Source organism: Bradyrhizobium sp. CAR08, from assembly GCF_052871955.1.
Map to the genome: position 1 here is coordinate 211,593 of NZ_JBIXJX010000014.1, position 23,063 is coordinate 234,655.

At 65.0% G+C, this 23,063-nt stretch carries 21 protein-coding genes; 9 read left to right on the plus strand and 12 right to left on the minus strand.

The window, feature by feature from the left end:
* Window positions 1-54: 54 nt before the first annotated feature.
* Together trhA and ACIPUD_RS27800 are read left to right on the plus strand one after the other, a co-directional pair.
* Window positions 55-750, plus strand: coding sequence for a PAQR family membrane homeostasis protein TrhA (gene trhA / locus ACIPUD_RS27795; RefSeq protein ID WP_018453680.1), 696 nt, complete (start codon window positions 55-57; stop codon window positions 748-750).
* 56 nt (window positions 751-806) lie between these two features.
* Window positions 807-1,601 carry an SDR family oxidoreductase gene (locus tag ACIPUD_RS27800; protein WP_018453681.1) on the plus strand — a complete coding sequence of 265 codons (795 nt, stop codon included), beginning with the start codon at window positions 807-809 and terminating at the stop codon, window positions 1,599-1,601.
* Window positions 1,602-1,661: 60 nt separating this feature from the next.
* On the opposite strand, the gene mdlC is transcribed toward ACIPUD_RS27800, so the two are convergent.
* The 4 genes from mdlC to ACIPUD_RS27820 form a co-directional block, all read right to left on the minus strand.
* On the minus strand, window positions 1,662-3,284 hold the full coding sequence (mdlC, locus tag ACIPUD_RS27805; protein WP_446481901.1) for a benzoylformate decarboxylase: 1,623 nt from the start codon (window positions 3,282-3,284) through the stop codon (window positions 1,662-1,664).
* Between the two features lie 139 nt (window positions 3,285-3,423).
* Window positions 3,424-4,272, minus strand: coding sequence for an FAS1-like dehydratase domain-containing protein (locus ACIPUD_RS27810; RefSeq protein WP_247489384.1), 849 nt, complete (start codon window positions 4,270-4,272; stop codon window positions 3,424-3,426).
* 15 nt (window positions 4,273-4,287) lie between these two features.
* The gene (locus ACIPUD_RS27815; protein ID WP_026232572.1) at window positions 4,288-5,391 is read right to left on the minus strand and encodes a CaiB/BaiF CoA transferase family protein; all 1,104 of its coding nucleotides are present in this window, start codon (window positions 5,389-5,391) and stop codon (window positions 4,288-4,290) included.
* A 10-nt stretch (window positions 5,392-5,401) separates the two neighbouring features.
* Window positions 5,402-6,571 (minus strand): acyl-CoA dehydrogenase family protein, encoded by a 1,170-nt coding sequence (locus ACIPUD_RS27820; RefSeq protein ID WP_018453685.1) that lies wholly within the window; start codon window positions 6,569-6,571, stop codon window positions 5,402-5,404.
* 124 nt (window positions 6,572-6,695) lie between these two features.
* On the opposite strand from ACIPUD_RS27820, the gene ACIPUD_RS27825 reads away from it, so the two are divergent.
* Window positions 6,696-7,616 (plus strand): LysR substrate-binding domain-containing protein, encoded by a 921-nt coding sequence (locus ACIPUD_RS27825; RefSeq protein ID WP_085349559.1) that lies wholly within the window; start codon window positions 6,696-6,698, stop codon window positions 7,614-7,616.
* Between the two features lie 290 nt (window positions 7,617-7,906).
* Here the strand turns inward: ACIPUD_RS27825 and ACIPUD_RS27830 are convergent, their stop codons facing one another.
* Both ACIPUD_RS27830 and ACIPUD_RS27835 read right to left on the minus strand, forming a co-directional pair.
* A complete protein-coding gene (locus ACIPUD_RS27830) occupies window positions 7,907-9,181 on the minus strand; it encodes a cytochrome P450 (protein ID WP_018453687.1) in 1,275 nt (424 codons plus the stop codon).
* Between the two features lie 93 nt (window positions 9,182-9,274).
* Window positions 9,275-10,540, minus strand: a complete 1,266-nt coding sequence (locus ACIPUD_RS27835) for a cytochrome P450 (RefSeq protein WP_018453688.1) — start codon at window positions 10,538-10,540, stop codon at window positions 9,275-9,277.
* A gap of 379 nt (window positions 10,541-10,919) precedes the next feature.
* On the opposite strand from ACIPUD_RS27835, the gene ACIPUD_RS27840 reads away from it, so the two are divergent.
* Window positions 10,920-12,065, plus strand: a complete 1,146-nt coding sequence (locus ACIPUD_RS27840; protein ID WP_446481927.1) for a YjgN family protein — start codon at window positions 10,920-10,922, stop codon at window positions 12,063-12,065.
* A 3-nt stretch (window positions 12,066-12,068) separates the two neighbouring features.
* Window positions 12,069-13,178 (plus strand): M48 family metallopeptidase, encoded by a 1,110-nt coding sequence (locus ACIPUD_RS27845; protein WP_026232574.1) that lies wholly within the window; start codon window positions 12,069-12,071, stop codon window positions 13,176-13,178.
* Between the two features lie 18 nt (window positions 13,179-13,196).
* Here the strand turns inward: ACIPUD_RS27845 and ACIPUD_RS27850 are convergent, their stop codons facing one another.
* The 4 genes from ACIPUD_RS27850 to ACIPUD_RS27865 all read right to left on the minus strand — a co-directional run bounded on the left by ACIPUD_RS27850 (window position 13,197) and on the right by ACIPUD_RS27865 (window position 16,708).
* Window positions 13,197-13,406, minus strand: coding sequence for a hypothetical protein (locus tag ACIPUD_RS27850; protein ID WP_026232575.1), 210 nt, complete (start codon window positions 13,404-13,406; stop codon window positions 13,197-13,199).
* 78 nt (window positions 13,407-13,484) lie between these two features.
* Entirely contained in the window at window positions 13,485-14,114 is a 630-nt protein-coding gene (upp, locus tag ACIPUD_RS27855) for a uracil phosphoribosyltransferase (protein ID WP_007614501.1), read from the minus strand.
* 91 nt (window positions 14,115-14,205) lie between these two features.
* Complete coding sequence (locus ACIPUD_RS27860) at window positions 14,206-15,444, minus strand: URC4/urg3 family protein (RefSeq protein ID WP_446481902.1); 1,239 nt, start codon at window positions 15,442-15,444, stop codon at window positions 14,206-14,208.
* Window positions 15,445-15,451: 7 nt separating this feature from the next.
* Window positions 15,452-16,708: a GTP cyclohydrolase II gene (locus ACIPUD_RS27865; RefSeq protein WP_018453693.1), complete on the minus strand. Its 1,257-nt coding sequence runs from the start codon at window positions 16,706-16,708 to the stop codon at window positions 15,452-15,454.
* A 386-nt stretch (window positions 16,709-17,094) separates the two neighbouring features.
* Here ACIPUD_RS27865 and ACIPUD_RS27870 point away from each other — a divergent pair, with 386 nt between their 5' ends.
* Window positions 17,095-18,222, plus strand: coding sequence for a threonine synthase (locus ACIPUD_RS27870; protein ID WP_446481903.1), 1,128 nt, complete (start codon window positions 17,095-17,097; stop codon window positions 18,220-18,222).
* 101 nt (window positions 18,223-18,323) lie between these two features.
* Window positions 18,324-19,130: a class I SAM-dependent methyltransferase gene (locus tag ACIPUD_RS27875; protein ID WP_085349555.1), complete on the plus strand. Its 807-nt coding sequence runs from the start codon at window positions 18,324-18,326 to the stop codon at window positions 19,128-19,130.
* 37 nt (window positions 19,131-19,167) lie between these two features.
* On the opposite strand, the gene ACIPUD_RS27880 is transcribed toward ACIPUD_RS27875, so the two are convergent.
* Both ACIPUD_RS27880 and ACIPUD_RS27885 read right to left on the minus strand, forming a co-directional pair.
* A complete protein-coding gene (locus ACIPUD_RS27880; RefSeq protein ID WP_018453696.1) occupies window positions 19,168-19,983 on the minus strand; it encodes a DUF2927 domain-containing protein in 816 nt (271 codons plus the stop codon).
* A gap of 68 nt (window positions 19,984-20,051) precedes the next feature.
* A complete protein-coding gene (locus ACIPUD_RS27885; protein WP_007596474.1) occupies window positions 20,052-20,630 on the minus strand; it encodes a L,D-transpeptidase in 579 nt (192 codons plus the stop codon).
* 266 nt (window positions 20,631-20,896) lie between these two features.
* On the opposite strand from ACIPUD_RS27885, the gene ACIPUD_RS27890 reads away from it, so the two are divergent.
* Together ACIPUD_RS27890 and ACIPUD_RS27895 are read left to right on the plus strand one after the other, a co-directional pair.
* Window positions 20,897-22,444 carry an acetolactate synthase large subunit gene (locus ACIPUD_RS27890; RefSeq protein ID WP_085349553.1) on the plus strand — a complete coding sequence of 516 codons (1,548 nt, stop codon included), beginning with the start codon at window positions 20,897-20,899 and terminating at the stop codon, window positions 22,442-22,444.
* Between the two features lie 36 nt (window positions 22,445-22,480).
* A complete protein-coding gene (locus tag ACIPUD_RS27895; protein WP_446481904.1) occupies window positions 22,481-22,999 on the plus strand; it encodes a hypothetical protein in 519 nt (172 codons plus the stop codon).
* The last annotated feature ends 64 nt before the right edge of the window (window positions 23,000-23,063 follow it).

Genomic DNA, 23,063 nt, shown 5'->3' on the forward strand with positions numbered 1-23,063 from the left:
CGCCGATCCCGAAACACCCATACAAGAGGGTATTAACTCACCTTGCGGATTGCCATGACCGTCTTCCAATTGAAACAGCTCGCATCCTCCTCCGTCCACGCAGCCGCCGACGCGGTCGGCTGGCATTACGACCGCGCCGAGTTGATCGCCGACGGCGTGATCCACGCGATCGGCGTGCTCTGCGGCATCATTGCCGCGACCGTGCTGGTGGTGCTGACGGTGCTCTTTGCCGACGCGACCGACATCGTCGGCGTCTCGATCTACGTCGCCGGCCTGCTTTCGATGCTGGTGTTGTCGGCGACCTATAATCTGTGGCCAGTCTCGCCGGCCAAATGGCTGCTGCGGCGCTTCGACCATTCGGCGATCTATCTCCTGATCGCGGCGACCTACACGCCGTTCATCCTGGAGGTGAAGGACAGTGGGTTCGCGCTGGTGCTGCTCGCCGGCGTCTGGTGCGTGGCGCTCCTCGGCATCGTGCTGAAACTTCTCTACCCCGGCCGGTTCGACCGCGTTGCGGTCGGGATCTACCTAGCGATGGGCTGGAGCGGCATCATGCTCTACGATTCCGTGGTCAAGGCGCTGCCTGCGCTGGTGCTGGGCTTCGTCCTTGCGGGTGGACTGCTCTACAGCTTCGGCGTGATCTTTCATGCCTGGCGGCGGCTGCGCTTCCAGAATGCGATCTGGCACGGCTTTGTCTTGGCCGGCGCGGCGTGCCATTATACCGCGGTGCTCGACCTCGTGTTGAGCTGAGCAAGCTCCGCGAAGCGCAATAAGCCAAAACGGTACAAGACAAGAGGAGACGTCGCATGCAGGTGACCGGCAAGGTCGTGGTCGTCACGGGCGGCGCCAACGGCATCGGCAAGGCGCTGTGCGAAGCCTTTCACAAGGCGGGTGCGGCCAAGGTCGTCGTCGCCGACATGGACGCGGACAACGCGCGGGCGGTCGCGGCCACGGTGGATGGCGCGGCCTTCAAATGCGATGTCGCGCAGGAAAAGGATATTTCCCACGTCATCGAGGAGACCGAGCGTCAGTTCGGCCCGATCGAATTGTTCTGCTCCAATGCCGGCATCGGCGGCGGCTTCGACCCGATGTCGGTCAATGCCGGCGGCGCCTCGGATGAGCCCTGGCAGCGCAGCTGGGCGATCCACGTCATGGCGCATGTCTATGCGGCGCGGCATCTGATCCCGCGCATGAAGGCGCGCGGCGGCGGCTATTTCCTTAACACGATCTCGGCCGCCGGCCTGCTGTCGCAGGTCGGCAGCCCGGCTTACTCCACCACCAAGCATGCCGCGGTCGGCTTTGCCGAAAATCTCGCGATCTCGCACAAGGCGCACAACATCCGTGTCTCGATCCTCTGCCCGCAGGGCGTGGACACCAACATGCTGCGTTCGATCCCCAAAGGCCCGCAATCCGGCGACGGCGACCTCTCGCCCGAGCAGGTCGCCAAGGACGTGCTCGCCGGTCTCGATCAGGAGACGTTCCTGATCCTGCCGCACCCGCAGGTGCTCGGCTACATGCGCAAGAAGACCGAGAATTACGACCGTTGGATCGGCGGCATGGCCAAGATCCAGGCTAAGATGCGGGAAGATTTCGGGACGTAGGAAGGGGCCTGCCACGACCTCCGGTGTCGTCCTGGCTTTCGCCAGGACGACGGTCGGCCCTCAATGCTTCTGCCCGTACAGCACCGGCACCGCCGAATCCACGACCACCTCCACCAGGCTCGTCCCTTCGAATGCCATCCCGCGCTTGAGCGCCTCGCCCAGTTCGGCCGCCTTGCTCACCCGCACCGCATGGCAGCCCATGCCCTCGGCCAGCCGCACGAAATCGATCCCCGGCAACTCGAGTCCCGGCACGTTCCTCACCTGCATCACCTGGCTGAACGAGCGCATCGCGCCGTAGCCGGAATTGTTGATGACGATGATCGTGAGCGGCAGCTTGCGCTGCGCGGCGGTCCACAGCGCCTGGATCGAATACATCGCCGAGCCGTCACCGATCAGGCACACCGTGCGGCTCGTCGGCTTGCCGAGCGCCATGCCGACCGCGGCCGGCAGCGAGTAGCCGAGGCCGCCGCTCGCCATGGTGTAAAAACTGTCCTGGCCGCGCATCGGCATGAACTTTTGCATGGCCGGCCGGTGCGAGGGGATTTCCTCGACCAGCGACGCGCCGTCCGGCATCGCCTGCGACAGCGAATGCAGCAGGAATTCGACCGGCAACGGATCGGCGGCTTGCGGCGCCGGCGGCAGCGTTCGCCCCTTCGGTGCCGCGCGCTTGCTCTCCGGCAAGAGGTCGAGCAGCATTGCGAGCGCCGGCTTCATCGTCGCGATGATGCTGGTGCCGACCGGCGTCACCGCCGCGGCATCCGGGTCATCGGTGATCTGGAAGATCGTCGCGCCGCCATCGAAGATCGCGGCGTGGCCTTCGACGTGGAAGGTGAATACGGGCGCGCCGATCACGACGACGAGGTCGTGCTCGCGCAGCGCGTCCGACAATTGCGCCGGCGAGGCATGCAGGAAGCCCACGAATTGGGGATGACGTTCCGGGAACGAGCAGCGCGCCGAAAACGGGCTGACCCAGACGCTGGCCCTGGCCTTCTCGGCCACGCGCACCATCAGGTCGACAGCGCCGGCGCGATCGACGCCGGGGCCGACGACGAGGGCAGGGTGCTTGGCTGAACTGAATGCGGTGACCAGCGCCTTCATCGCGTCAGCTTCGGGCCCGATCTCGCGGCTGACCTTGCGTGCTTCGATGGGAGCGGCCGCATGCGCCCAGTCGTCGACCGGGATCGAGACGAAGGTCGGCCCGCATGGCGGCTGCATCGCGGTGTAATAGGCGCGCGCGATGGCGGCCGGAACGTCCTCGGGCCGCGCCGGCTCGACGCTGAACTTCACATAAGGCCGTGGGAATTCGGACGCACGCTCCGCATACAGGAACGCCTGCAAGGGGAGGATCGAGCGTGCCTGCTGGCCCGCGGTGATCACCAGCGGCGTCTGGTTGCGATGCGCGGTATAGATGTTGCCGAGCGCGTTGCCGACGCCGGCGGCCGAATGCAGATTGACGAAGCCGGCATTGCGCGTCGCCCGCGCATAGCCGTCGGCCATGCCGACGGCGGAGGCTTCCTGAAGCGCGAGCACGTAGTCGATGTCGTCGGGCCAGTCGCTCAGGAACGGCAGCTCGGTCGAGCCGGGATTGCCGAATACCTTCTTGATGCCGAAGGAGCGCAGCAGGTCGAGCGTCGCCTGCTTGACGGTGACGGATTTGCTGCCGGTCTTGCCGTTCTTCGCCATGGTTTCCGTTCCTCTAATTCCTCATCCTGAGGAGCGCCTCTTCGCGCGTCTCGAAGGATGAAGGCCCGGCTGGTGGCCTCGCCCTTCGAGACGCGCGCAAAGGGCGCGCTCCTCAGGGTGAGGGTCTAGCAGCAGTGTATCACCACACCGCCGTCCCCTTCATCGTCGGCTGCCCCTCCGCGTTCGCGGTCCACAGCTCCATGCCCGCCTCGGTCTCGTTGGCGTTGATGGAAAACTCGCTGCCCTCGAACAGCGGTTGCACCCCGCGATAAGTAAACCTCTTCGGCGGCTTGCCGCCGTGCAGCTTCGCCGCCATCTCGATGATGAACGTTGCCTGCAGCGGCCCGTGGAAGATCAGGCCCGGATAGCCCTCGACCTTGGTGACGTAGTCGCGGTCGTAATGGATGCGGTGGCCGTTGAAGGTCAGCGCGGAATAACGAAACAGCAGCACGGGATCGGAGACATGCGTCTGGCGATGCTGCGCCTTCGGCGGCGGAGGCGGCGCCTTTGCCGGCGCGGACGTCGTCGTCATCTCGCGATAGACGATGTCCTGCCGCTCGCGGATGGCGATGCCGCGCGGCGAGGAGATGCTGTGCTCGACCGAGACGAAGCACAGCGTGCCGGTCGAGCCGGTCTTCACCTGCACGTCGGCGATGCGCGAGCTCCGCGTCGATTCGTCTCCGACGCGCAGCGGCTGCAGGAACTCGATCTCGCCGCCGGCCCACATCCGGCGCGGCAGCGGCACCGGCGGCAGGAAGCCGCCGCGGGTGGGGTGGCCGTCGGGGCCGAGCATCGACATCGGAAACACCGGCTGCGCCAGGCACCAATGCACCGTGAACGGCGCCGCGTCGCCCGGCTTGGGCGCGCCGACCTCCTGGAACAGCGTCGCACGCAGGCCCTTCACGAGCTGCGCGGTGACGGTGTCGGTGGCCTCTTCGCTGCGGCCGATCCATTGCCTGAGATGATCGATGTCGAGCTTCTCGGTCATGACGCCTCGCTCTTGTTATTTCTTGGATTGGGGATTTTCGCCGATCGCCGGTACAGCACCATAGCTGCGCGTCTCGCCGACAATGATCGGCGCCGGCGCGGGATAGCTGACGCGTCCCTGCGGCGTGTCCACCTCGATGCGGCGCAGATGCGGATGCTTGGTGAGGTCCGCCATGGTGTTGACCTCGGCAAAGGCGATGTCGGCCTCGGACAGCCGCTTCAATAGCTCATCGCGCGTCATCTTGCCGAAGGCATCCGCGACCGTCTTGTCGGTGAAGTCGCGGTTGCGCACGCGCTCGACCATGTTGGCCACGCGCGGATCGGCGGGCAGATCCGGCTGGTCCAGCACTTTTGCGCAAAGCGTCTTCCATTCGCGCTCGCTCTGGATCGAGATCAGGATGTCCTTGCCGTCGCTGGACGTGAACACGCCATAGGGTGCGATCGAGGGATGGCGCAGCCCCATGCGCTTGGGCGGATTACCGGCTTCGGAATTGAGCAGCGGCACGGTGCACCAGTCCGCCATCACGTCGAACATGGAGATGCGGATGTCGGCGCCCTTGCCGGTGCGTCCGCGCCCGATCAGCGCCTCCAGGATCGCCGCATGCGCGGTGGCGCCGGTCGCGACGTCGACGATGGACATGCCGACGCGCGAGGCGCCGTCGGGATTGCCGGTGATCGAGGCAAGGCCGCTCTCGGCCTGGATCAGGAGATCATAGGCCTTGCGGTGCGCATAGGGGCCGTCGTCGCCATAGCCGGTGATCGTGCATGAAATCAGCCTGGGATAATCCTTCAAGAGCCGCTCCCGCGAAAAGCCGAGCTTGTCCATCGAGCCCGGCTTGAGGTTCTGGATCAGCACGTCGGCGCTCGCGATCAGTCGCTCCAGTTCGGCGCAACCTTCCCTGGTGGCGAGATCGACCACCGCGGATTGCTTGCCGCGGTTGAGCCACACGAAGTAGCTGCTCTGGCCCTTGGCCGCCGCGTCATAGCCACGCGCGAAATCGCCTTCAGGCCGCTCGATCTTGATGACTTCCGCGCCGGCATCCGCCAGCCGCGACGAGCAGAACGGTGCCGCCACCGCCTGCTCGACCGCAATCACCCTGATCCCGTCAAGTGCTCCCATGATGGCTGCCTCAGTACGAGCGGGGCATGCCGAGGACGTGCTCGGCGATGAAGGACAGCACGAGATTGGTCGAGATCGGCGCGACCTGATAGAGCCGCGTCTCACGGAATTTGCGCTCGACGTCGTACTCCTCGGCGAAGCCGAAGCCGCCATGGGTCTGGACGCAGGCATTCGCCGCTTCCCAGGACGCATCGGCCGCGAGCATCTTGGCCATGTTGGCCTCCGCGCCGCAGTCGAGCCCGGCCTCGTATTTGCGCGTCGCTTCCTTCACCATCAGTTCGGCCGCGCGCATCGCGGCGTAGGCCTTGGCGATCGGGAACTGGATGCCTTGGTTCTGGCCGATCGGCCGGCCGAAAACGCTGCGCTCCTTGGCGTAGCTGGTGGCCTTGGCGATGAACCATTTGGCGTCGCCGACGCATTCGGCAGCAATCAAAATGCGCTCGGCATTCATGCCGGAGAGGATGTAGCGAAAGCCCTTGCCTTCCTCGCCGATCAAATTCTCTGCCGGCACCTTCATGTCGGTGAAGAACACTTCGGTGGTGGCGTGGTTCATCATGGTGCGGATCGGGCGGATCTCAAGGCCCTTGTTCTTGGCCTCGCGCATGTCGACGATGAACACCGAAAGTCCATCCGTGCGCTTCTTGACCTGGTCCTTCGGCGTGGTGCGCGCCAGCAGGAGCATCAGGTCGGAATGTTCGGCGCGGCTGGTCCAGATCTTCTGGCCGTTGACGACGTAGCCGGCATTGCCGTCCTTGCGCGCGAAGGTCTTCAGTGACGTGGTGTCGGTGCCGCTGGTCGGCTCGGTGACGCCGAAGGCCTGCAGCCGTAATTCGCCGCTCGCGACCTTCGGCAGATATTTTGCCTTCTGCTCGTCATTGCCGTGCCGCAGCACGGTGCCCATCGTGTACATCTGGGCGTGGCAGCCGCCGCCGTTGCAGCCCGCGCGCTGGATCTCTTCGAGGATCGCCGCGGCCGCTGAAAGCTTCAAGCCCGCGCCGCCATATTCCTCGGGGATCAGCACCGAGAGATAGCCGGCCTCGGTCAGCGCGTCGACGAAGGCCTTGGGGTAGGCCATCTCACGGTCGAGCTTGCGCCAGTATTCGCCGGGAAACTGCGCGCAGAGCTTTGCGACGGCTTCGCGGATGTCGGCGTGATCTTCGGTGTGGTGTTCTTCACTCATGGGGTTTCCCGTATGTGCGGCAGTTAAGATAATGCCGGCCGATCCTCTGGCGTTGTGAAAACACTGCCAGCCCCCTATGCTCATTTGCTATAGCGTATGGAGTAGCCTTCCAGGATTGGCAAGCATGGATTTCCGTCAGCTCAGGACCTTCAGTTGCGTGGCGGAGCTCGGCAGCCTCTCCAAGGCGTCCGATACGTTGCGCGTGGCGCAGCCGGCGCTCTCCAGGCAGATCAAGCTCCTGGAACACGAGCTGCGCACGGAATTGTTCACCCGCAACGGCCGCGGCATGGTGCTCACGGATGCCGGCCGCCTCTTGCTGGCGCGCACCTCCGGCATCGTGCGGCAGATCGACCAGATCCGCGACGACATCCAGTCGTCCAAGGGGCCGCCATCGGGCCAGGTCGTGCTCGGCCTGGTCCCGACCGTGAGCTGCGTGCTGTCGGCGCGCTTCGCGCGGCGCTGCGTCGAAAAATTTCCCGGCATTTCGCTGCGCATCGTCGAGAGCTACAGCGGCCATCTCGTCGAATGGCTGCATCGCGGCGAGATGGATCTCGCCATCCTCTACGGCCGCTCCGCCGATCTGCATCTCAACGTGGAGAGCTTGGGGCGCGACAACATCGTCGCGGTTGGTCCGCGCGGTTGTGGCCTCGCGCGCAAGAAGAGCGTCGATGTCGGCTGGCTGCTGCGGCAACGGCTGGTGCTGCCCAGTCATTCCCACGGTCTCCGTGCGCTGATCGAGCATGCGGCGGCCCAGCGCAAGATCAAGCTCAACGTCCAGCTCGAAGCGGATTCGTTCCGCGTGCTCACGAGCCTCGTCGAGGAAGGCCTCGGCTTCGCGCTGCTGCCGCCCTCGTCGGTCCACGGCGAGGTCGCGGACGGGCGGCTGGAAACGGCTGTCGTCTCGAAGCCGATGACGCGCGAACTCATATTCGCCTCTCCGATCGACCGTCCGGTCTCGACGGCCTCGCTTGCCGTCACCGCCCTCCTGCGCGAGGAAGTCGCCGCCTGCCGCAAGGACGGCGTGTGGGACATCAAGTTGAGTTAGATGTGGCGGTGCGGTTTAGGACAGAAGGCCGTATGCGACCCATCGCATGTTGCGCGAGCTGTCATGCCGGAATTTTATAGCTGGGGTGGAGTCGCCCGCTCTCAATCCACCCTCGGTGTCATTGCCGCGAAGGCGGGCAAATCCAGTATTCCAGAGCCCGCAGTGCTTGAGCCGAGAAGCCGCGGCATACTGGACGCCCCGCTTGCCGCCTACGCTAAAGCTTCGGCGCCCCTGGACCTCAGCCCGGCGAAGCCTTGGCGTAGCCGGGTCGCGGGGCATGACAGTGGGGCCTACCCCGGTATCCTCACCGGCAGCGACTCGTACCCCTTGATGAAGCTCGAATAGATCCGCTTGGGCTCGCCGACCACCTCGATGCGGTCGAAGCGCTTCAGCATCTCTTCCCAGACGATCTTGAGCTGGAGTTCGGCGAGGCGCATGCCGACGCAGCGGTGGATGCCGAAGCCGAAGGAGAGATGGGTCCGCGGCCGCGGGCGGTCGATGATGAACTCGTTCGGCTTTTCGAACATCTCCTCGTCGCGATTGCCGGAGACGTACCACATCACGACACGGTCGCCCTTCTTGATGTGCTTGCCGCCAACTTCAGTGTCCTGCAGCGCGGTGCGCCGCATGTGCGCGAGCGGGGTCTGCCAGCGGATCACTTCGGGCACCATGGAATCGATCAGTTCCGGGTTGGCGCGCAGCCTGTCGTACTGCTCCGGATTCTCGTTCAATGCCAGCACCGAGCCGGTCATGGTGTTGCGCGTGGTGTCGTTGCCGCCGACGATGAGCAGGATGATGTTGCCCATGAGATTATCGGGGTCCATGAAGCGCGTGGCGTCGTTGTGCGCCATCAGCGACAGCAGGTCGTTGCGCGGCGCGGAGTTGACGCGCTCGTTCCAGAGCTTGGACATGTAGGCGTAGCATTCGTCCATCTCGCGGCGGCGCTCTTCGGCCGAGGCCACGATGCCGCTCTTGGGCAGCGCGGTCGCGACATCGGACCAGCGCGTCAGCTTGCGCCGTTCTTCCCAGGGGAAGTCGAACAGGGTGGCTAGCATCTGCGTCGTCAGCTCGATCGAGACGCGCTCGACGAAATTGAAGGTCTCGTTGCGCGGCAGATTGTCGAGCACGGTCTGCGAGCGCTGGCGGATCAGTTTTGCCAGTTCGTCCAGATGCGTCGGCGTGAACATCGGCGACACCGTCTTGCGCTGCGACGAATGACGCGGCTGGTCCATGGCGATGAAGCTCGGCCAGTCATAGCCTTCCGGCACGTCGCGGATCCCGATGCCGCCGAGCGTTGAATCCGAGGAGAACAGGCCGTGATTGGTGTCGACATGCATGATGTCGTTGTACTTCACCACCGACCAATACGGCTCGATCGGCGCATTGGTGCAGTAATGCACCGGCTCTTCCTTGCGCAGCCGCTCGAACCACGGCCACAGGGTGTCGTCCTGGAACAGCCTGGGCGCGCCCGGGTGGAATTGCGCCAGCGGCGTCGCATAGGCCTCCTCGCGCGCCCTGCGCATGCGTTCGGCCTTGTCCACTTGAACCGGCGCTTGGATGTTCATGGTGGTTTGCTCCAGTTGCTTGCTTGACCTCTCCCGCGTGCGGGAGAGGGGGCACAGCTTCCTTGTGGACGTGTCGAACTCATCTTTGCGAATCTAAGCCGCGATCTTCACCGGCAAGGTTTCAAGACCCTTCACGAAACTCGAATAGACCCGCTTGGGTTCGCCGACCACCTCGATATGGTCGAATCGCTTGAGGATCTCTTCCCAGATAATCTTGAGCTGGAGTTCGGCAAGCCGCAAGCCGACGCAGCGGTGGATGCCGAAGCCGAACGAGAGATGCGTGCGCGGCCGCGCGCGGTCAATGATGAATTCGTAAGGCTTTTCGATCGCATCGGCGTCGCGGTTGCCCGAGACGTACCACATCACGACCTTGTCACCTTTCTTGATCTGCTTGCCGCGGAACTCGAAGTCCGCAAGCGCTGTGCGCCGCATATGGGCCAGCGGCGTCTGCCAGCGGATCACTTCCGGCACGAAGCTGTCGAGAAGCGCTGGGTTTTCGCGCAGCTTGCGATATTGCTCCGGGTGCTGGCTCAGCGCGTGGAGCGAGCCCGACATGGTGTTGCGGGTGGTGTCGTTGCCGCCGACGATCAGAAGGATGAGATTGCCGAGGAAGTTCTTCGCGTCCATGTCGCGCGTCGCGGCGCCATGCGCCATCATCGACAACAGGTCGCTCTTCGGCGGCTGTTCGATGCGTTCCTTCCACAGTCGCGTGAAATAGCCCGCGCATTCCGTCAGCTCGGCCTGACGCTCGTCTTCGGTGGCGACGAGGCCGTCGGGGCCGGGAATGGTGGTCGCGATGTCCGACCAGCGCGTCAGCTTGCGGCGATCCTCCCAGGGAAAGTCGAACAGCACCGCGAGCATCTGCGTGGTGAGCTCGATCGAGACATGGTCGACCCAGTCGAACACCTCGCCGCGGGGCAGATTGTCCAGGCACTCGGCCGAGCGCTGGCGGATGCTGAGCGCGAGATTGTCCAGATGCGTCGGCGTGAACATCGGCGCCACGGTCTTGCGCTGCGCCGCATGGCGCGGCGGGTCCATCGAGATGAAGCTCTCGCGGCGCAGTTCCGGATCGATGTCGCGGATGGTGATGCCGCCGAGCGAGGAGGCCGAGGAGAATACCGAATGATTGGTCTCGATCTCCATGATGTCGTTGTAGCGCGTCACCGACCAATACGGCCCGAACATCGAGTCCTTGCAATAGTGCACGGGATCTTCGCGGCGCAGGCGATCGAAATAGGGCCAGAACGTATCGGTCCTGAACAGCTCTGGGTCGCCCGGATCGAACTGCTCCAGCGGCAGTGACGTAGCGCGTGCGCGTAACGCGTCGAGCTTCGCCGCGTTTTCGATGGTCCCATGCATGACCGCTCTCCCTGACATCAACCGCGCGTTCTCGTTGAATTCTGCGCTGCGGTATTTGATTTGCAATTACAGCCGGTTGTCTGCGCCGGAGCAAGGGCGAGTTTTGCCACATGGGTGTGATGTAGCCCGGATGGAGCGGAGCGAAATCCGGGATTCGGTCCGCCACTGCCGCTGTCCCGGATTGCACTGCGCTCCATCCGGACTACGAGGCCATTGATCCAACAACGTGATCTCGCGCACGCCCTCGGCCGTGGAATCGTGCCAGAAATCGACCGGAATCGAGCTAAATCGAACCCGCCCATCTTGGGGATCGACTAATCTCTGATCTATAAGTTTGATCGAACCAGGTCCGCACCCCGAGGTTGCCGCCGTGAACGACATGCAATGGGCCCCCATCGGCTCCGAACCCTTACCCCCGCCGCTGCCGCCCACGCGGGTCGATTTCACCGGCAACCGTACCGAGTTTCGCAAATTGGTCACCAAGGGTGCCCTGCTCGAGCTCGTCACCTTCGGCTTCTACCGGTTCTGGCTCGTCACCGACATCCGCCGTCATCTGTGGGCGAACACCGCGGTTGATGGCGACGCCGCCGAATATACCGGGCGGGCCAAGGAGCTGCTGGTCGGCTTCCTGTTCGCGCTCGCGATCCTGGTGCCGATCTACCTCGCTTACTTCCTTGTCGGTATCGAGTTCGAACGCTGGCAGGGCTTTGCCTCGACGCCGCTGTTCATCAGCTTCTACGCCTTTGGTCAGTTTGCGATCTTTCGCGCGCGGCGCTATCGCCTGACGCGCACGGTCTGGCGCGGCGTGCGGTTCTGGATGGACGGATCGGGCTGGGCCTATTCGTTCCGCGCCATGCTGTGGGGCTTGCTCGTGTTCCTGACGCTCGGGCTCGCATTGCCGTGGCGCGAGGCCTCGCTCGAACGCTACAAGATGCGGCACACCCATTACGGCGATTTACGCGGCGATTTCGAAGGCGACGGCTGGACATTCTTCAAGCGCGGCTGGTGGCTGTGGCTGCTGAGCCCGATCGCGATGGTGATCTTCCCGCTCGCGCCGTTCTTCTATGCCGAGTTCAAGGCGCGCGAGTGGCGCTGGTGGCTCGACGGTATCCGCATCGGCGACGTCAGCGTGTCCTCGCAATTGCCGCACAACGCATTCTACGCGTTGTACTGGAAAGTGATCGGCTGGTGGATGCTGCTCTCGGCCATCTTCGCCGCCTATATCGGCGGAGCGACCATGCTCGTCGTCAAGCTGAGCGGTCTTTCGGTCGAGCAGGCGTTGGTGCCGGGCAATGCCGCCAAGAGCATCCCGACGCTGGTGATGATGGTGATCGGCTACTTCGCACTCGCTCTCGCCCTCAACATCGTCATGCGGGTCTATCTCCAGCGCGATCTCTGGGCCAAGGTGCTGGAAACTGTCGAGGTGCACAACATCGGAGCCGCGGCGGATGTGCGCGGCAGCGCCGAGCTCGCCAGCGCGCTCGGCGAAGGCTTTGCCGATGGACTCGATGTCGCGGGATTCTGAGCTGTGAGTGAGTTGTCCACAGAGGTCCCGGCGCAATCCGCAAAGCCGACGATCTTCTTCGACGGCGTGTCGAGCCGCAGGCGGCAGGTGGCGCTGACGCTCGGTGACGCGCTCGAGATCCTCGAAGAGGGTGCGACGCCCGTTCGCTGGGCCTATGCCGACATCCGCCGCGCCGATAGCCCGCCCGGCATCTTGCGGCTCGCCTGCGCTTCCGCTCCGCCGCTGGCCCGGCTGGAAATCCGCGACGCTCTGCTCGCGTCAGACGTGACCGCGCGCTGCATGCGGCTCGACGAGCACCAGACCTCGCGCCGCGGGGTCGCAAAAATCGTCGGCTGGTCGATGGCTGCCGCCGTCTCCATTGTCTGCGTCGTGCTGTTCGGCGTGCCGCTCGCTGCCGACCGCCTCGCGCCGCTGGTGCCGAAACCGATCGAGCGGCGCATTGGAGATGCGGCGGAGGTTCAGGTGAAGACGATCTTCGGGCGCAGCGAGTGCCAGGATGGGGCGGGGAAAGCCGCCTTCGTCAAGCTCGTCAATCGGCTGCGCGATGCCGCCGGCCTCGACGACGATTCCATGACCGCGGGCGTGCTGCCGACCCCGGTGCCGAACGCGTTCGCGCTGCCGGGCGGCAAGGTGTTCGTGCTGAAGGGCCTGCTCGACAAGGCCGAAAATGCCGACGAGATCGCCGGCATCCTCGCCCACGAGCTCGGTCATCTCAAGCATTACGACAACATGCGCGGCCTGATCTACAACGGCGGCACCTCGTTCCTGATCGGCCTGTTGTTCGGCGACGTCACTGGCTCGAGCGCCGTGATCTTCGCCTCGCGCAGCGTGGTTGAGGCTTCCTATTCGCGCGAGGCCGAGACCGCTGCGGATACGTTTGCCATCGAGATCATGCACAAGCTCGGCCGTTCGCCTAAGCCTGCAGCCGAATTGATGTTCCGCATCACCGGCAAGGAAGGCGGCGGCCTCACGTCGATCCTGGCGAGCCATCCGCTGACCGAGGACCGCCTCGCGCGCATGACGAAAGAAGACCGCCCCGCCAGCGGCCCGCCGCTGCTCACGGATGCGGAGTGGCAGGCGCTGAAGGGGATCTGCGGCAGCGGCAAGGTGTGACGGCCCGCCCTCAGCGCATCACTTCGCGGGCGCAGCAGGTGGATTCGATCCGGTGGTGACGCTCGGCGCGTTGTTCGGATTGGAGGTCGTGGTCTGCGGGCCGACGTCGCGTCCATTGTAGAAGAAGACGGCAGCGACCACGGCGATCACGAAGATCGCGCCGATCGCCCAGCCCACCGGGCTGTTGCGGCGTGCTCTGTCTGCCCTGCGGTCATCCTGATAGGTCATCGTGCTCTCCATCGTAGAGCAGGAAAACCTTGCGCGAGCGAACCTGTTCCTAACGTGACGCGGTTTGCAAGCCGGCGCCTATCTCGTCCCGTAGGCGCGGTCGCCGGCGTCGCCGAGGCCCGGCAGGATAAAGCCGTTCTCGTCGAGACCTTCATCGACTGCGGCCGTCCAGATCGGCACGTCAGGATGCAGTCCGCGCAGCCGTTCGAGCCCTTCGGGGGCGGCGATCAGGCAGGCGAGGCGAATATCCTTGGCGCCGCGCTCCTTCAGCCGGTCGATTGCGGCCACAGCCGTGTTGGCGGTCGCAACCACGGGCGTCACCACGATCGCCAGGCGCTCGCTGAGATCGGACGGCGATTTGAAGAAGTACTCGACCGCGGCAAAGCTGTGCGGCTCGCGGTAGAGGCCAATATGGGCGACGCGCGCGGTCGGCACCAAATCCATCATGCCGTCGACGAAAGTGGTGCCGGCGCGCAGCATCGGCACGAACACCAGCTTCTTGCCCGCGATCTTGGCCGAATGCATCGTCGCCAGCGGCGTTTCGATAACGGTATCGGCGAGCGGCAGGTCGCGCGTCACCTCGTAGCACAGCAGCATGCCGATCTCCTTGATCAGCTCCCGAAACGATTTGGTCGAGATCGATTTGTCCCGCACCAGGGTCAGCTTGTGCTGCACCAACGGATGATCGACGATCGTGACGCCTTGCATGATCGGATGCCTTTCTTCCTTCTCCCCTTGTGGGAGAAGGTGGCGCGAAGCGCCGGATGAAGGATCTGTTTCCGCGAACTCGAACGAGAGACTAGAACACCGTACCGTCGCTGATCACCTTGAGCGGCGGCGAACCATCGGGCCGGCGCGCGAAGGCGATGGCGCGGCCCGCGGCCCAGGTGCCGCCTTCGAGAATGCTGGCGAGCGGCAATGTCTCAGGAGTGCGCCCGAGTTTGGCGCGGACCAGTTCGGCGAGCCGGTCCAGCAGCGCCACGGTCAGCGCGCGCCACTCGACGACGAGCAGGGAATCCACCGCATGCGCGCGCTCGGCATCGGCGGCGTCGCGCAGGCGCAGCACCTCGTGATCGACGAACAGCCCGCCATTGCGATATTCGGCAAGCCCGGTCAGGCCGTCGATGTCGGTGACGTCGAATCCGGCGCGCTGCAGCGGCTCGATCAACGAATAGCTCAGCCATTGCGACAGCTTGTGCAGGGGCACAAGGCCCGCGGTAGCGTCATCGGCCTTGATCGCCGGGTGGCGCCAGCAATCGCCGAGCGGAATCCCGGCAAGCTCCAGCCGCGACGGCCAGATCGGTCCGAGCTGATTCAGCACCGCCGAGAGAATCGCGGGCGCGGGAACCGCGCCGCCCTTCGCCTGCGCCGCGATGTGATCGAACAGCCCGCCCGGCCGCGGGGTGTCGTGCGCGCCGAACACGTCCGCCCGCTCCGCCACCAGCTTGCCCAAGCGGCGCAGCAGATCGGTCCGCCCCTCGACCCCGAGCAGCGGATTGGCATCGCTCACCTGAAAGGCCGAAGTGAGCGCGGCGAGTGGCAGTCGCGCGAGCACGTCGGCATCGGTCCTGAAGGGCGCGCGGGGATCGTGGGAAAAAAGGCCGCTTGCGAACATGTCGAGGCTCGCAATCGCGAGTCCCTCGGATCGGCCGACGCTCTGTCCCGTCACCGCGTCGCGGTATCGCCACGCGGCACCCGCGCCGGCGTCGAGCAGCACGCTGACGATGGCAAGGTCGAACTCCGCGCGCGCCCGTGCCGCGCGGTCGGGCCATGACGTCGCGTCCGCGAGCCGCGCCCAACGGTCGACGCCATCAAGCACGAAATGCCGCCAGCGCGCATGGAACGGAATCTCCAGCGTCGGATAGGCCTCGCGCGTCACGGCGAGAACGGCGTCGGCAACGCCATCCATGCGATCGAGATCGATGGTGAAATGCGTCAGCCCGCCGTTCAGACCGATCCCAAACATCTCGCCGGCACGCGCGCGAACCGCTGCTGCGCTAAGCAGCGAACGGGCCTGCAATTCCAAAGCGTCTGCCATCAATCGATCAGTATTTTTCCAGCGAACGCCCGACCACGCCGTCGACGTCCTTCTCCGGCGCAATGTCGGTGGAGTAATAGCCGGCGGCCTTCTTCGCGGCGATCTCGACATAGGCGTCGGCGGGAATGAGCTCGGGCGGGATCGGCACGCGCTCGACGATGTCGATGCCCTGCGAGGTCAAAGCGTCATGCTTCATGTCGCTCATCGAGAGGAAGCGGTCGATGCGCTTCAGGCCCAGCCAGTGGATGGTGTCGGGCATCAATTGCTGGAAGCGCGCGTCCTGGACGCCGGCGACGCATTCGGTGCGCTCGAAATAGGCGGCGGCCGCATCGCCGTCCTCCTGGCGCTTGCGCGCATTGTAGACCAGGAACTTCGTGACCTCGCCGAGCGCGCGGCCTTCCTTGCGGTTGTAGATCACGAGCCCGAGTCCGCCCTCCTGCGCGCCGCGCGCGGATTCCTCGATGCCGTGAATGAGGTAGGGCCGGCAGGTGCAGATATCGGAGCCGAACACGTCGGAGCCGTTGCACTCGTCATGCACGCGGCAGGTGATCTTGGTGCGATGGTCCGGCAGCTTGGTGACGTCGCCGAACATGTAGACGGTGGTGCCGCCGATCGGCGGCAGAAACACCTTCATGTCCGGCCGGGTCACCAGCTCGGGGAACATGCCGGCGGTCTGCTCGAACAGCGTGCGCCGCAGCTCGGTCTCGTTGGTCGCAAAGCGCTCCGCAAGGCCTGGCAGATACCAGACCGGATCAATCGCGATCTTCACCACCGACACGCTGCCATTGGCGTGCACCACGTCGCCGTCGGCGCGCAGGCGCTTGGCGGCGAGCGCCTCGCGGATCTCCGGCAGGTCCAGCCGCGCGCGCGTCACCGCGATGCTCGGCCTGATGTCGATGCCCTCGGCGATGTCCTTGCCGAAATTCTCGGCGACGAGATGCCCCCAGGGATCGAGCGCGACGATCTTGGCGGGATCGCTCCATTGCGGGAACGGCCCGATGGTCGCCGCGGGAAACGTGTTGGTGAGGTCGGGCCTACGAATCGGATCGAGCGCGCCGGCGGACACCGCGAGCGCGCGGTACATCGCATAGGAGCCGCCATGGCTGCCGATCACGTTGCGATCTCCCGCGCGCGACACCGTGCCGATGATCGGACCGCGGGTGCGTGCGTCGGCGGCGCCCCAGTGGATCGGGAAGGCGGCTGTCCTGCCCGGCTCCGGATGGGAGGTGAGGCGGATGTGGTCGGTACGGTTCGCGCGGCTCATGACCAAACTCCTAAAAAGCCAACGGCCCGCCGCTCGGACGGGCCTTGGCTCGTCGCGCTGCCGATGCGGCACCGGCGGCGCGAGCTCAATCCAACATATTGTAGCGGGCAGTCGCGACAGACAAGTTAATCGTGCTGCGCGGGGCAGGGCGGCTCGATGCCAAATTCCCGTCATCGTGCGACCCGGCAGCGCTTGCCCGCGTGCCACGCTACCGCACTGGCGGAGCTCTCCGCCATCGCAGTAAGATGATGAAGTAATTATGGTTTTCACGTTTTCAAGAGGCGCCACACGGTTGGCGTGCCGGGCGTCGAGTTTCCGGACAAAACGTGTCATCAAACCAAAACGTACAGATCGCCTTTGCCGCATCGCCTTCCTTGGAGACCGCCATGCCCGCCCCCGCCTACATCGACCCCCGCAACGGTAAGCTCTATCCGCTGGACCAGCCGCGCTGGTGCTCGGACGAGCGCACGCCGCTGCTGGTGACGCCGGGGGCAGGGATGTCGCGGGAGGAGATCGAGCCGCGCACGCGTTCGCTCTGGCGCTACCGGGCGGCGCTGCCGGTCGAGATCGAGACTCCGATCACGCTCGGCGAAGGCTTCACGCCGCTGGTGCAGCAGGCTTGGGGCGAGCTGCGCCCGTTCTTCAAGCTCGAATGGTTCAACCCGACCGGCAGCTTCAAGGACCGGGGCTCCGCCGTGATGCTGTCCTTCCTTCGGCAGATCGGCGTCGACGCCATTCTGGAGGATTCGTCCGGCAATGGCGGCTCGTCGATGGCGGGGTTGGGTGCCGCCGGCGGCATGCGCGTGAAGATTCTGGCGCCTGCTTCCACGTCACCGGCCAAGATCGCACAGGTCCGCGCCTATGGTGCCACGGTGCAGCTCGTTGAGGGGCCGCGCGAGGAATCGGAGGCCGAGGCGATCCGGCAGTCGAGCCAGACCTTCTATGCCAGCCACAATTGGCAACCGTTCTTCCTCGAAGGCACCAAGTCGCTCGCCTATGAGATATGGGAGGACCTCGGCTTCCGCGCCCCCGACAACGTCATCGTTCCCGTCGGCGCCGGCAGCAGCCTTTTGGGTTGCGCCTTTGGTTTCCGTGAGCTGTTGAAAGCCGGCCAGATCACCAAGCTGCCGCGGCTGTTCGCGGCGCAGCCGCTCAACTGCTCGCCGATCGATGCAAGCTTCAAGGCCGGCGTCGACACCCCTGTCGCGCGCGAGGTGAACAAGACCATCGCCGAAGGCACCGCGATCAAGCATCCGCTGCGCCTGCGCGAGATCATCGGCGCGTTAAGCGAGAGCGGTGGCGGCACTGTCGCGCTGACCGAGGACGAGATCGTCGCCGCGCTGCGGCGTCTTGCGCGGCAGGGCCTGTTCGCCGAGCCGACCAGCGCAAGTGCTGCCGCCGCGCTGGAGAAACTATCCGCCACCGGTAGCATCAAGGCGACCGAGACCACGGTCGCGGTCCTCACCGGCACCGGCCTCAAGGCCGCGACCATCGTTGCCGATCTCGTGCAATAGGACCGCGAGGAGGCGAAGCCGTCGCCTTCATGGGCTTGCGTTGAACCTTTGGCATCCGTCGTCAGCCTCATGAAAACTGGCATCGAACAAGGGAGAGTTCCATGGCCGACCAAGACCCGTTTGCTGGTTTCAAGGCAGTCCAGAAGGAAGCCTGGTCGCTGTTCACGCCGATGGAAGTGTTCACCACGCCCTCGGCCGCCAAACTCGTGAGCTTCGCCGGGGTCGCGACCGGCCAAATGCTGCTCGACGTCGGATGCGGCACCGGCGTTGCCGCGATCACGGCGGCGCGCCGCGGTGCGAAGGTCAGGGGTCTCGACCTGTCGCCGGTCCTGCTCGAGCGCGCCCGCGAGCACGCGCAGCTGGCGAATCTCGATGTCGACTTCGCCGAAGGCGACGCCGAAAGCCTGCCCTATGGCGACAACGAGTTCGACGTGGTGCTCAGCCAGTTCGGCCACATGTTCGCGCCGCGCCCCGAGGTCGCCATCGGCGAGATGCTGCGCGTGCTGAAGCCCGGCGGCACCATCGCCTTCTCCACCTGGCCGCCGCATCTCTATGTCGGCCGGATGTTCGCGCTGATCGGCCGCCATCTGCCGCCGCCCGAGGGCGTGGCATCACCGGTGTCGTGGGGCGATCCGAAGATCGTCGCCGAACGTCTCGCGGGGAAAGTGAAGGATATCGCCTTCGAGATGGACATCATGACGCCGTCCGCACTCAGCCCGCAGCATTTCCGCCGCACCATGGAAACGACGATCGGGCCTTTGATCAAGCTCGTCGCCCAGTACAAGGACGAGCCGGACAGGCTGCGGAGTTTTCGCAGCGAGTTCGAGGCGCTGATCTCCGAATATTACGACGGAAGCAACAACGTGATGCGCCAGCAATTTTTGATGTCGAAGGCGAAGAAGGCGTAAAGCCGCGCCACGGTGCTTTCCTTCTCCCCTTGCGATCTCACTCCTTCAGATCGTTCACGCGCCTCACCCAAATGCGTACATCGGTGAGCACGTCGGGCAGCGCCGCCTTGACCTCAGCCACGGTCATGCCGGCCTTGATGCGGGGATCGTAGAGCAGGTTGAGGATGTACTGGTCATAGACGTCGAAATAGCCCATCGAGACGTTGTCGTTGAACATGGTCCAGGGCACGCTGGCGGTGTCGTTGATCGGGCCGAGCGATTGCAGCAGCTCCTCATAGGCGCAGTCGAGGAAGGTGAAATCGCCGTTGTCGACGGTGAGGATGACGTCGGAATGCTCGATCTCGAAATTGTCGTTCTTGCGGAAGCCGGACAGGCATTGCGGATCGAGCGAGGTGCGGATCTCGCGGGCCTTCTCCGCACCGTAGAAGCTCGAGATGGTGCGGAACAGATCGCGGTCGCGCACGAGCTTCACGCGCACATTCGCCGCTTCGCTGGAGTCGATCATGGCGATGTCGAGATGCTGCACGCGCTTGCCGATGTCGGCTACGACTTTCGCGAGCTGCGCCTTGCGGTCGGCGCGATCGCTCTCGGCGAACACGCGCACCGGTCCGTCGAACTTGCGGATGCGATCGACACGGCCGGCAAGGTGGTATTCGGCGCCGAACGCCGTCTTCAGAAAGCCGTCGACGATCTCGCCGTCGGTAAAGCTCTTCTTCTCGGCGCGCTGGCGCGAAGCGATCGCGGGCAATTCGCCCGCGACGGCGATGGTAGCGGTGTCAGGCGCGAACGCGACGGTGGCGAGCGCCAGCAGCACGATGCGAAAGCCGGACGGAGACGGGGCCAATGCGCTCATTGCCAGGCGACGCTGCCGTATTCGGAACCGACGCACAAGGCCGCATATCCACGCGCCGCCGATTCTTGCTAGTTGTTCAGCACGACCACCGTGGTGCCGACCCCGACGCGGCCGTAGAGGTCGGTGACGTCGTCATTGGTCATGCGGAAGCAGCCCGAGGACACCGCCTGGCCGATCGTCTCCGGCTCGTTGGAGCCGTGGATGCGATAGAGTGTCGAGCCCAGATACATCGCGCGCGCACCGAGCGGATTTTCGACGCCGCCCTTCATGTGACGCGGCAGGTCCGGCCGGCGCGCCAGCATCTGTGACGGCGGCGTCCAGTCCGGCCATTCCTTCTTGGCGGTGATCCGGTGCACGCCGCCCCAGCGGAAGCCGTCGCGGCCGACACCGATGCCGTAGCGCAGGGCCTGGCCGTTCTGGAGCACCAGATAGAGCCGGCGCTCCGAGGTGTTCACCACGATCGTGCCCGGGGCGTAGTTGCCGTTATACATGACGGTGGTGCGGGGAACTGGGCTCGAGCCGCCGCGGAAGAAATTCGGGCCGCCGCCCATGATGTCGCGCGAGTCGAACTCCTCGGCGAAGGCGCCGCCGGCGGTCGCCGACAGCAGTGCGATGGCGGCAATCGGCGCGGCAAAATACCGGATCATTGTTCCCCCAGCAAAAAATCGATTCAACTGAAGTTACAGGCCATATTTGCGGGCTTTCCGCAAGCCACGGCCTCGTGAGACGGGGCATCCTTAACGGTTGGAGTTACCAAACCGGCAACCGCGCCAATTTGCCGGAAAGGATTAGCCAAACCAGCGCATCGCCGCGCGGGGCAGGGCGGCGACGCCGGCTATTGCTTTGACGAGACGAGCGAACAATGATTGATCGGATGGATTGTTGGAACATTGCCGGTTGCGGGAGCTGACGGATGAACGGTGCGGAAAGTCTGGTGCGGACGATGGTCAAGGGCGGGGTCGACGTCTGCTTCTCCAACCCCGGCACCTCCGAGATGCATTTTGTCGCAGCGCTCGACCGCGTGCCCGGCATGCGTTGCGTGCTCGGCCTGTTCGAAGGCGTGGTGACCGGCGCCGCCGACGGCTATTTCCGCATGAAGGGCACGCCGGCCTCGACGCTGCTGCATCTCGGCCCCGGTCTTGCCAACGGCCTTGCCAATCTGCACAACGCCAAGAAGGCGAATTCCGGCATCGTCAACATCGTCGGCCAGCACGCCGTCTACCACATCGACTACAACGCGCCGCTGACCTCCGACATCGAGGGCCTGGCCCGGCCGATGTCGTCCTGGGTCCGCACTTCGCCGGACTCCAAATCGGTCGCTGCCGACGGTGCCGCGGCGATCGCCGCCGCCAAGAGCGCGCCGCCGCAGATCGCGACCCTGATCCTGCCCGCCGACACCGCCTGGAACGAAGCGGACGGCATCGCCGAGGTTCCGGCCGAGCAGCAGCGCGCGAGCTATTCGCCGCAGGCGGTCGAGCAGGCCGCAAAGATCCTGCACGGCGACGGCGAGGGCACGCTGCTGCTGATGACCGGCAGTGCGCTGAGCGAGCAGGGCCTGGCGCTGGCAGAGCGCATCGCCGCCAAGACCGGTTGCACCGTGATGGGCCCGACCTTCCGTCCCAGGATGGCGCGCGGCCGCGGCCGCTTCTCGATCGACCGCATCCATTACGTGATCGACAACGCGCTGCAGATGCTGGCCAGGTTCCGCCATATCGTGCTGGTCGAGTCCGACGATCCCGTGGCGTTCTTTGCCTATCCGAACAAGCCGAGCATCCTCAAGCCCGAGGGCTGCGAGGTGCATCGCATGACCTCCTGGGGGGAGAATTCGGTCGCTGCACTGGAAGCGCTCGCCGGCGCGGTGAAGGCCAGCGCGAAGGACGTCAAGCCGCAGGCCGCGGCTGAGCTGCTCAAGCCGACCGGCGCACTGACCCACGCCTCGATCGCGCAATCGATCGCCTATGCGATTCCGGAGAACGCGATCCTGGTCGACGAATCCCTCACTACCGGCCGCGCCTTCTTCCCGCCGACAGCGGCGGCTGCTCCGCACGACTGGCTCCAGAACATGGGCGGCTCGATCGGCTTCTCGACGCCGCTCTCGATCGGTGCCGCGATCGCCTGCCCGGACCGCAAGGTGATCTGCATGGTCGGCGACGGCAGCGCGATGTACACGATCCAGTCGCTGTGGACGCAGGCGAGAGAAAACCTCAACATCGTCACCATCGTGTTCGCCAACCGCATCTACCAGATCCTGCGCGGCGAGTTCGACAATGTCGGCGCCGGCGAGCCCGGACAGCGCGCCAACGACATGCTGCGGCTCGACCGGCCGACGCTGGATTTCGTGGCACTGGCCAAGGGCATGGGCGTGCCCGGCCGCGCCGTCACCAACGCGGACGAGTTCAACAAGGCGCTGGCCGAGGCCGTCGCCGAGCCCGGACCGCGGCTGATCGAAGTCCAGATGTAGGGCACCGCATCAGGAGCGCCGAGGGCCGGGGGCAAGATGCAGACCGAGCTGAACAAGGTGATCGCGGCGCTCCGGGACTTCTACGCACACGAAGCATTCCTGTTCGAGAAGGACATCGGCGAGCGTGCCATCACGCACCGCTTCGCCGTGCATCTGGAGAAGCAATTCCCCGGCTGGTCGGTCGATTGCAACTACGACCGGCTCGGCGAGCGTACGCTGCATCTGCCGCACGGCACCATCATTTCGACCGACGATCATCTGGGCAAGTCGATCTACCCTGACGTCGTGGTTCATCAGCGCGAGATCCCGAACAATTTGCTCACCGTGGAGATCCGCAAGGCGAGCAATCACACCGCGCTCGACCACGACCAGCACAAGCTGATGGCGCTGACCGATGCGCATGTCTGGTTCGCCTTTTGGATCGGCGTGCTGCTGGTGCTGGACAAGGACAACGTGACGATCTCGGAGGTCTATGTCAGCGGCGTCCTCGATCAGCCGCTGTCGCGCTGGTTCGCTACGCGGCTGGAGGAGGTCCACCTTGGGGCTGCGCGTTAGAGCGTCTACTCATAAGTCATATTCGAGGACGAAGCTGAGTCGCCCCGCCGGACGACATCGACTG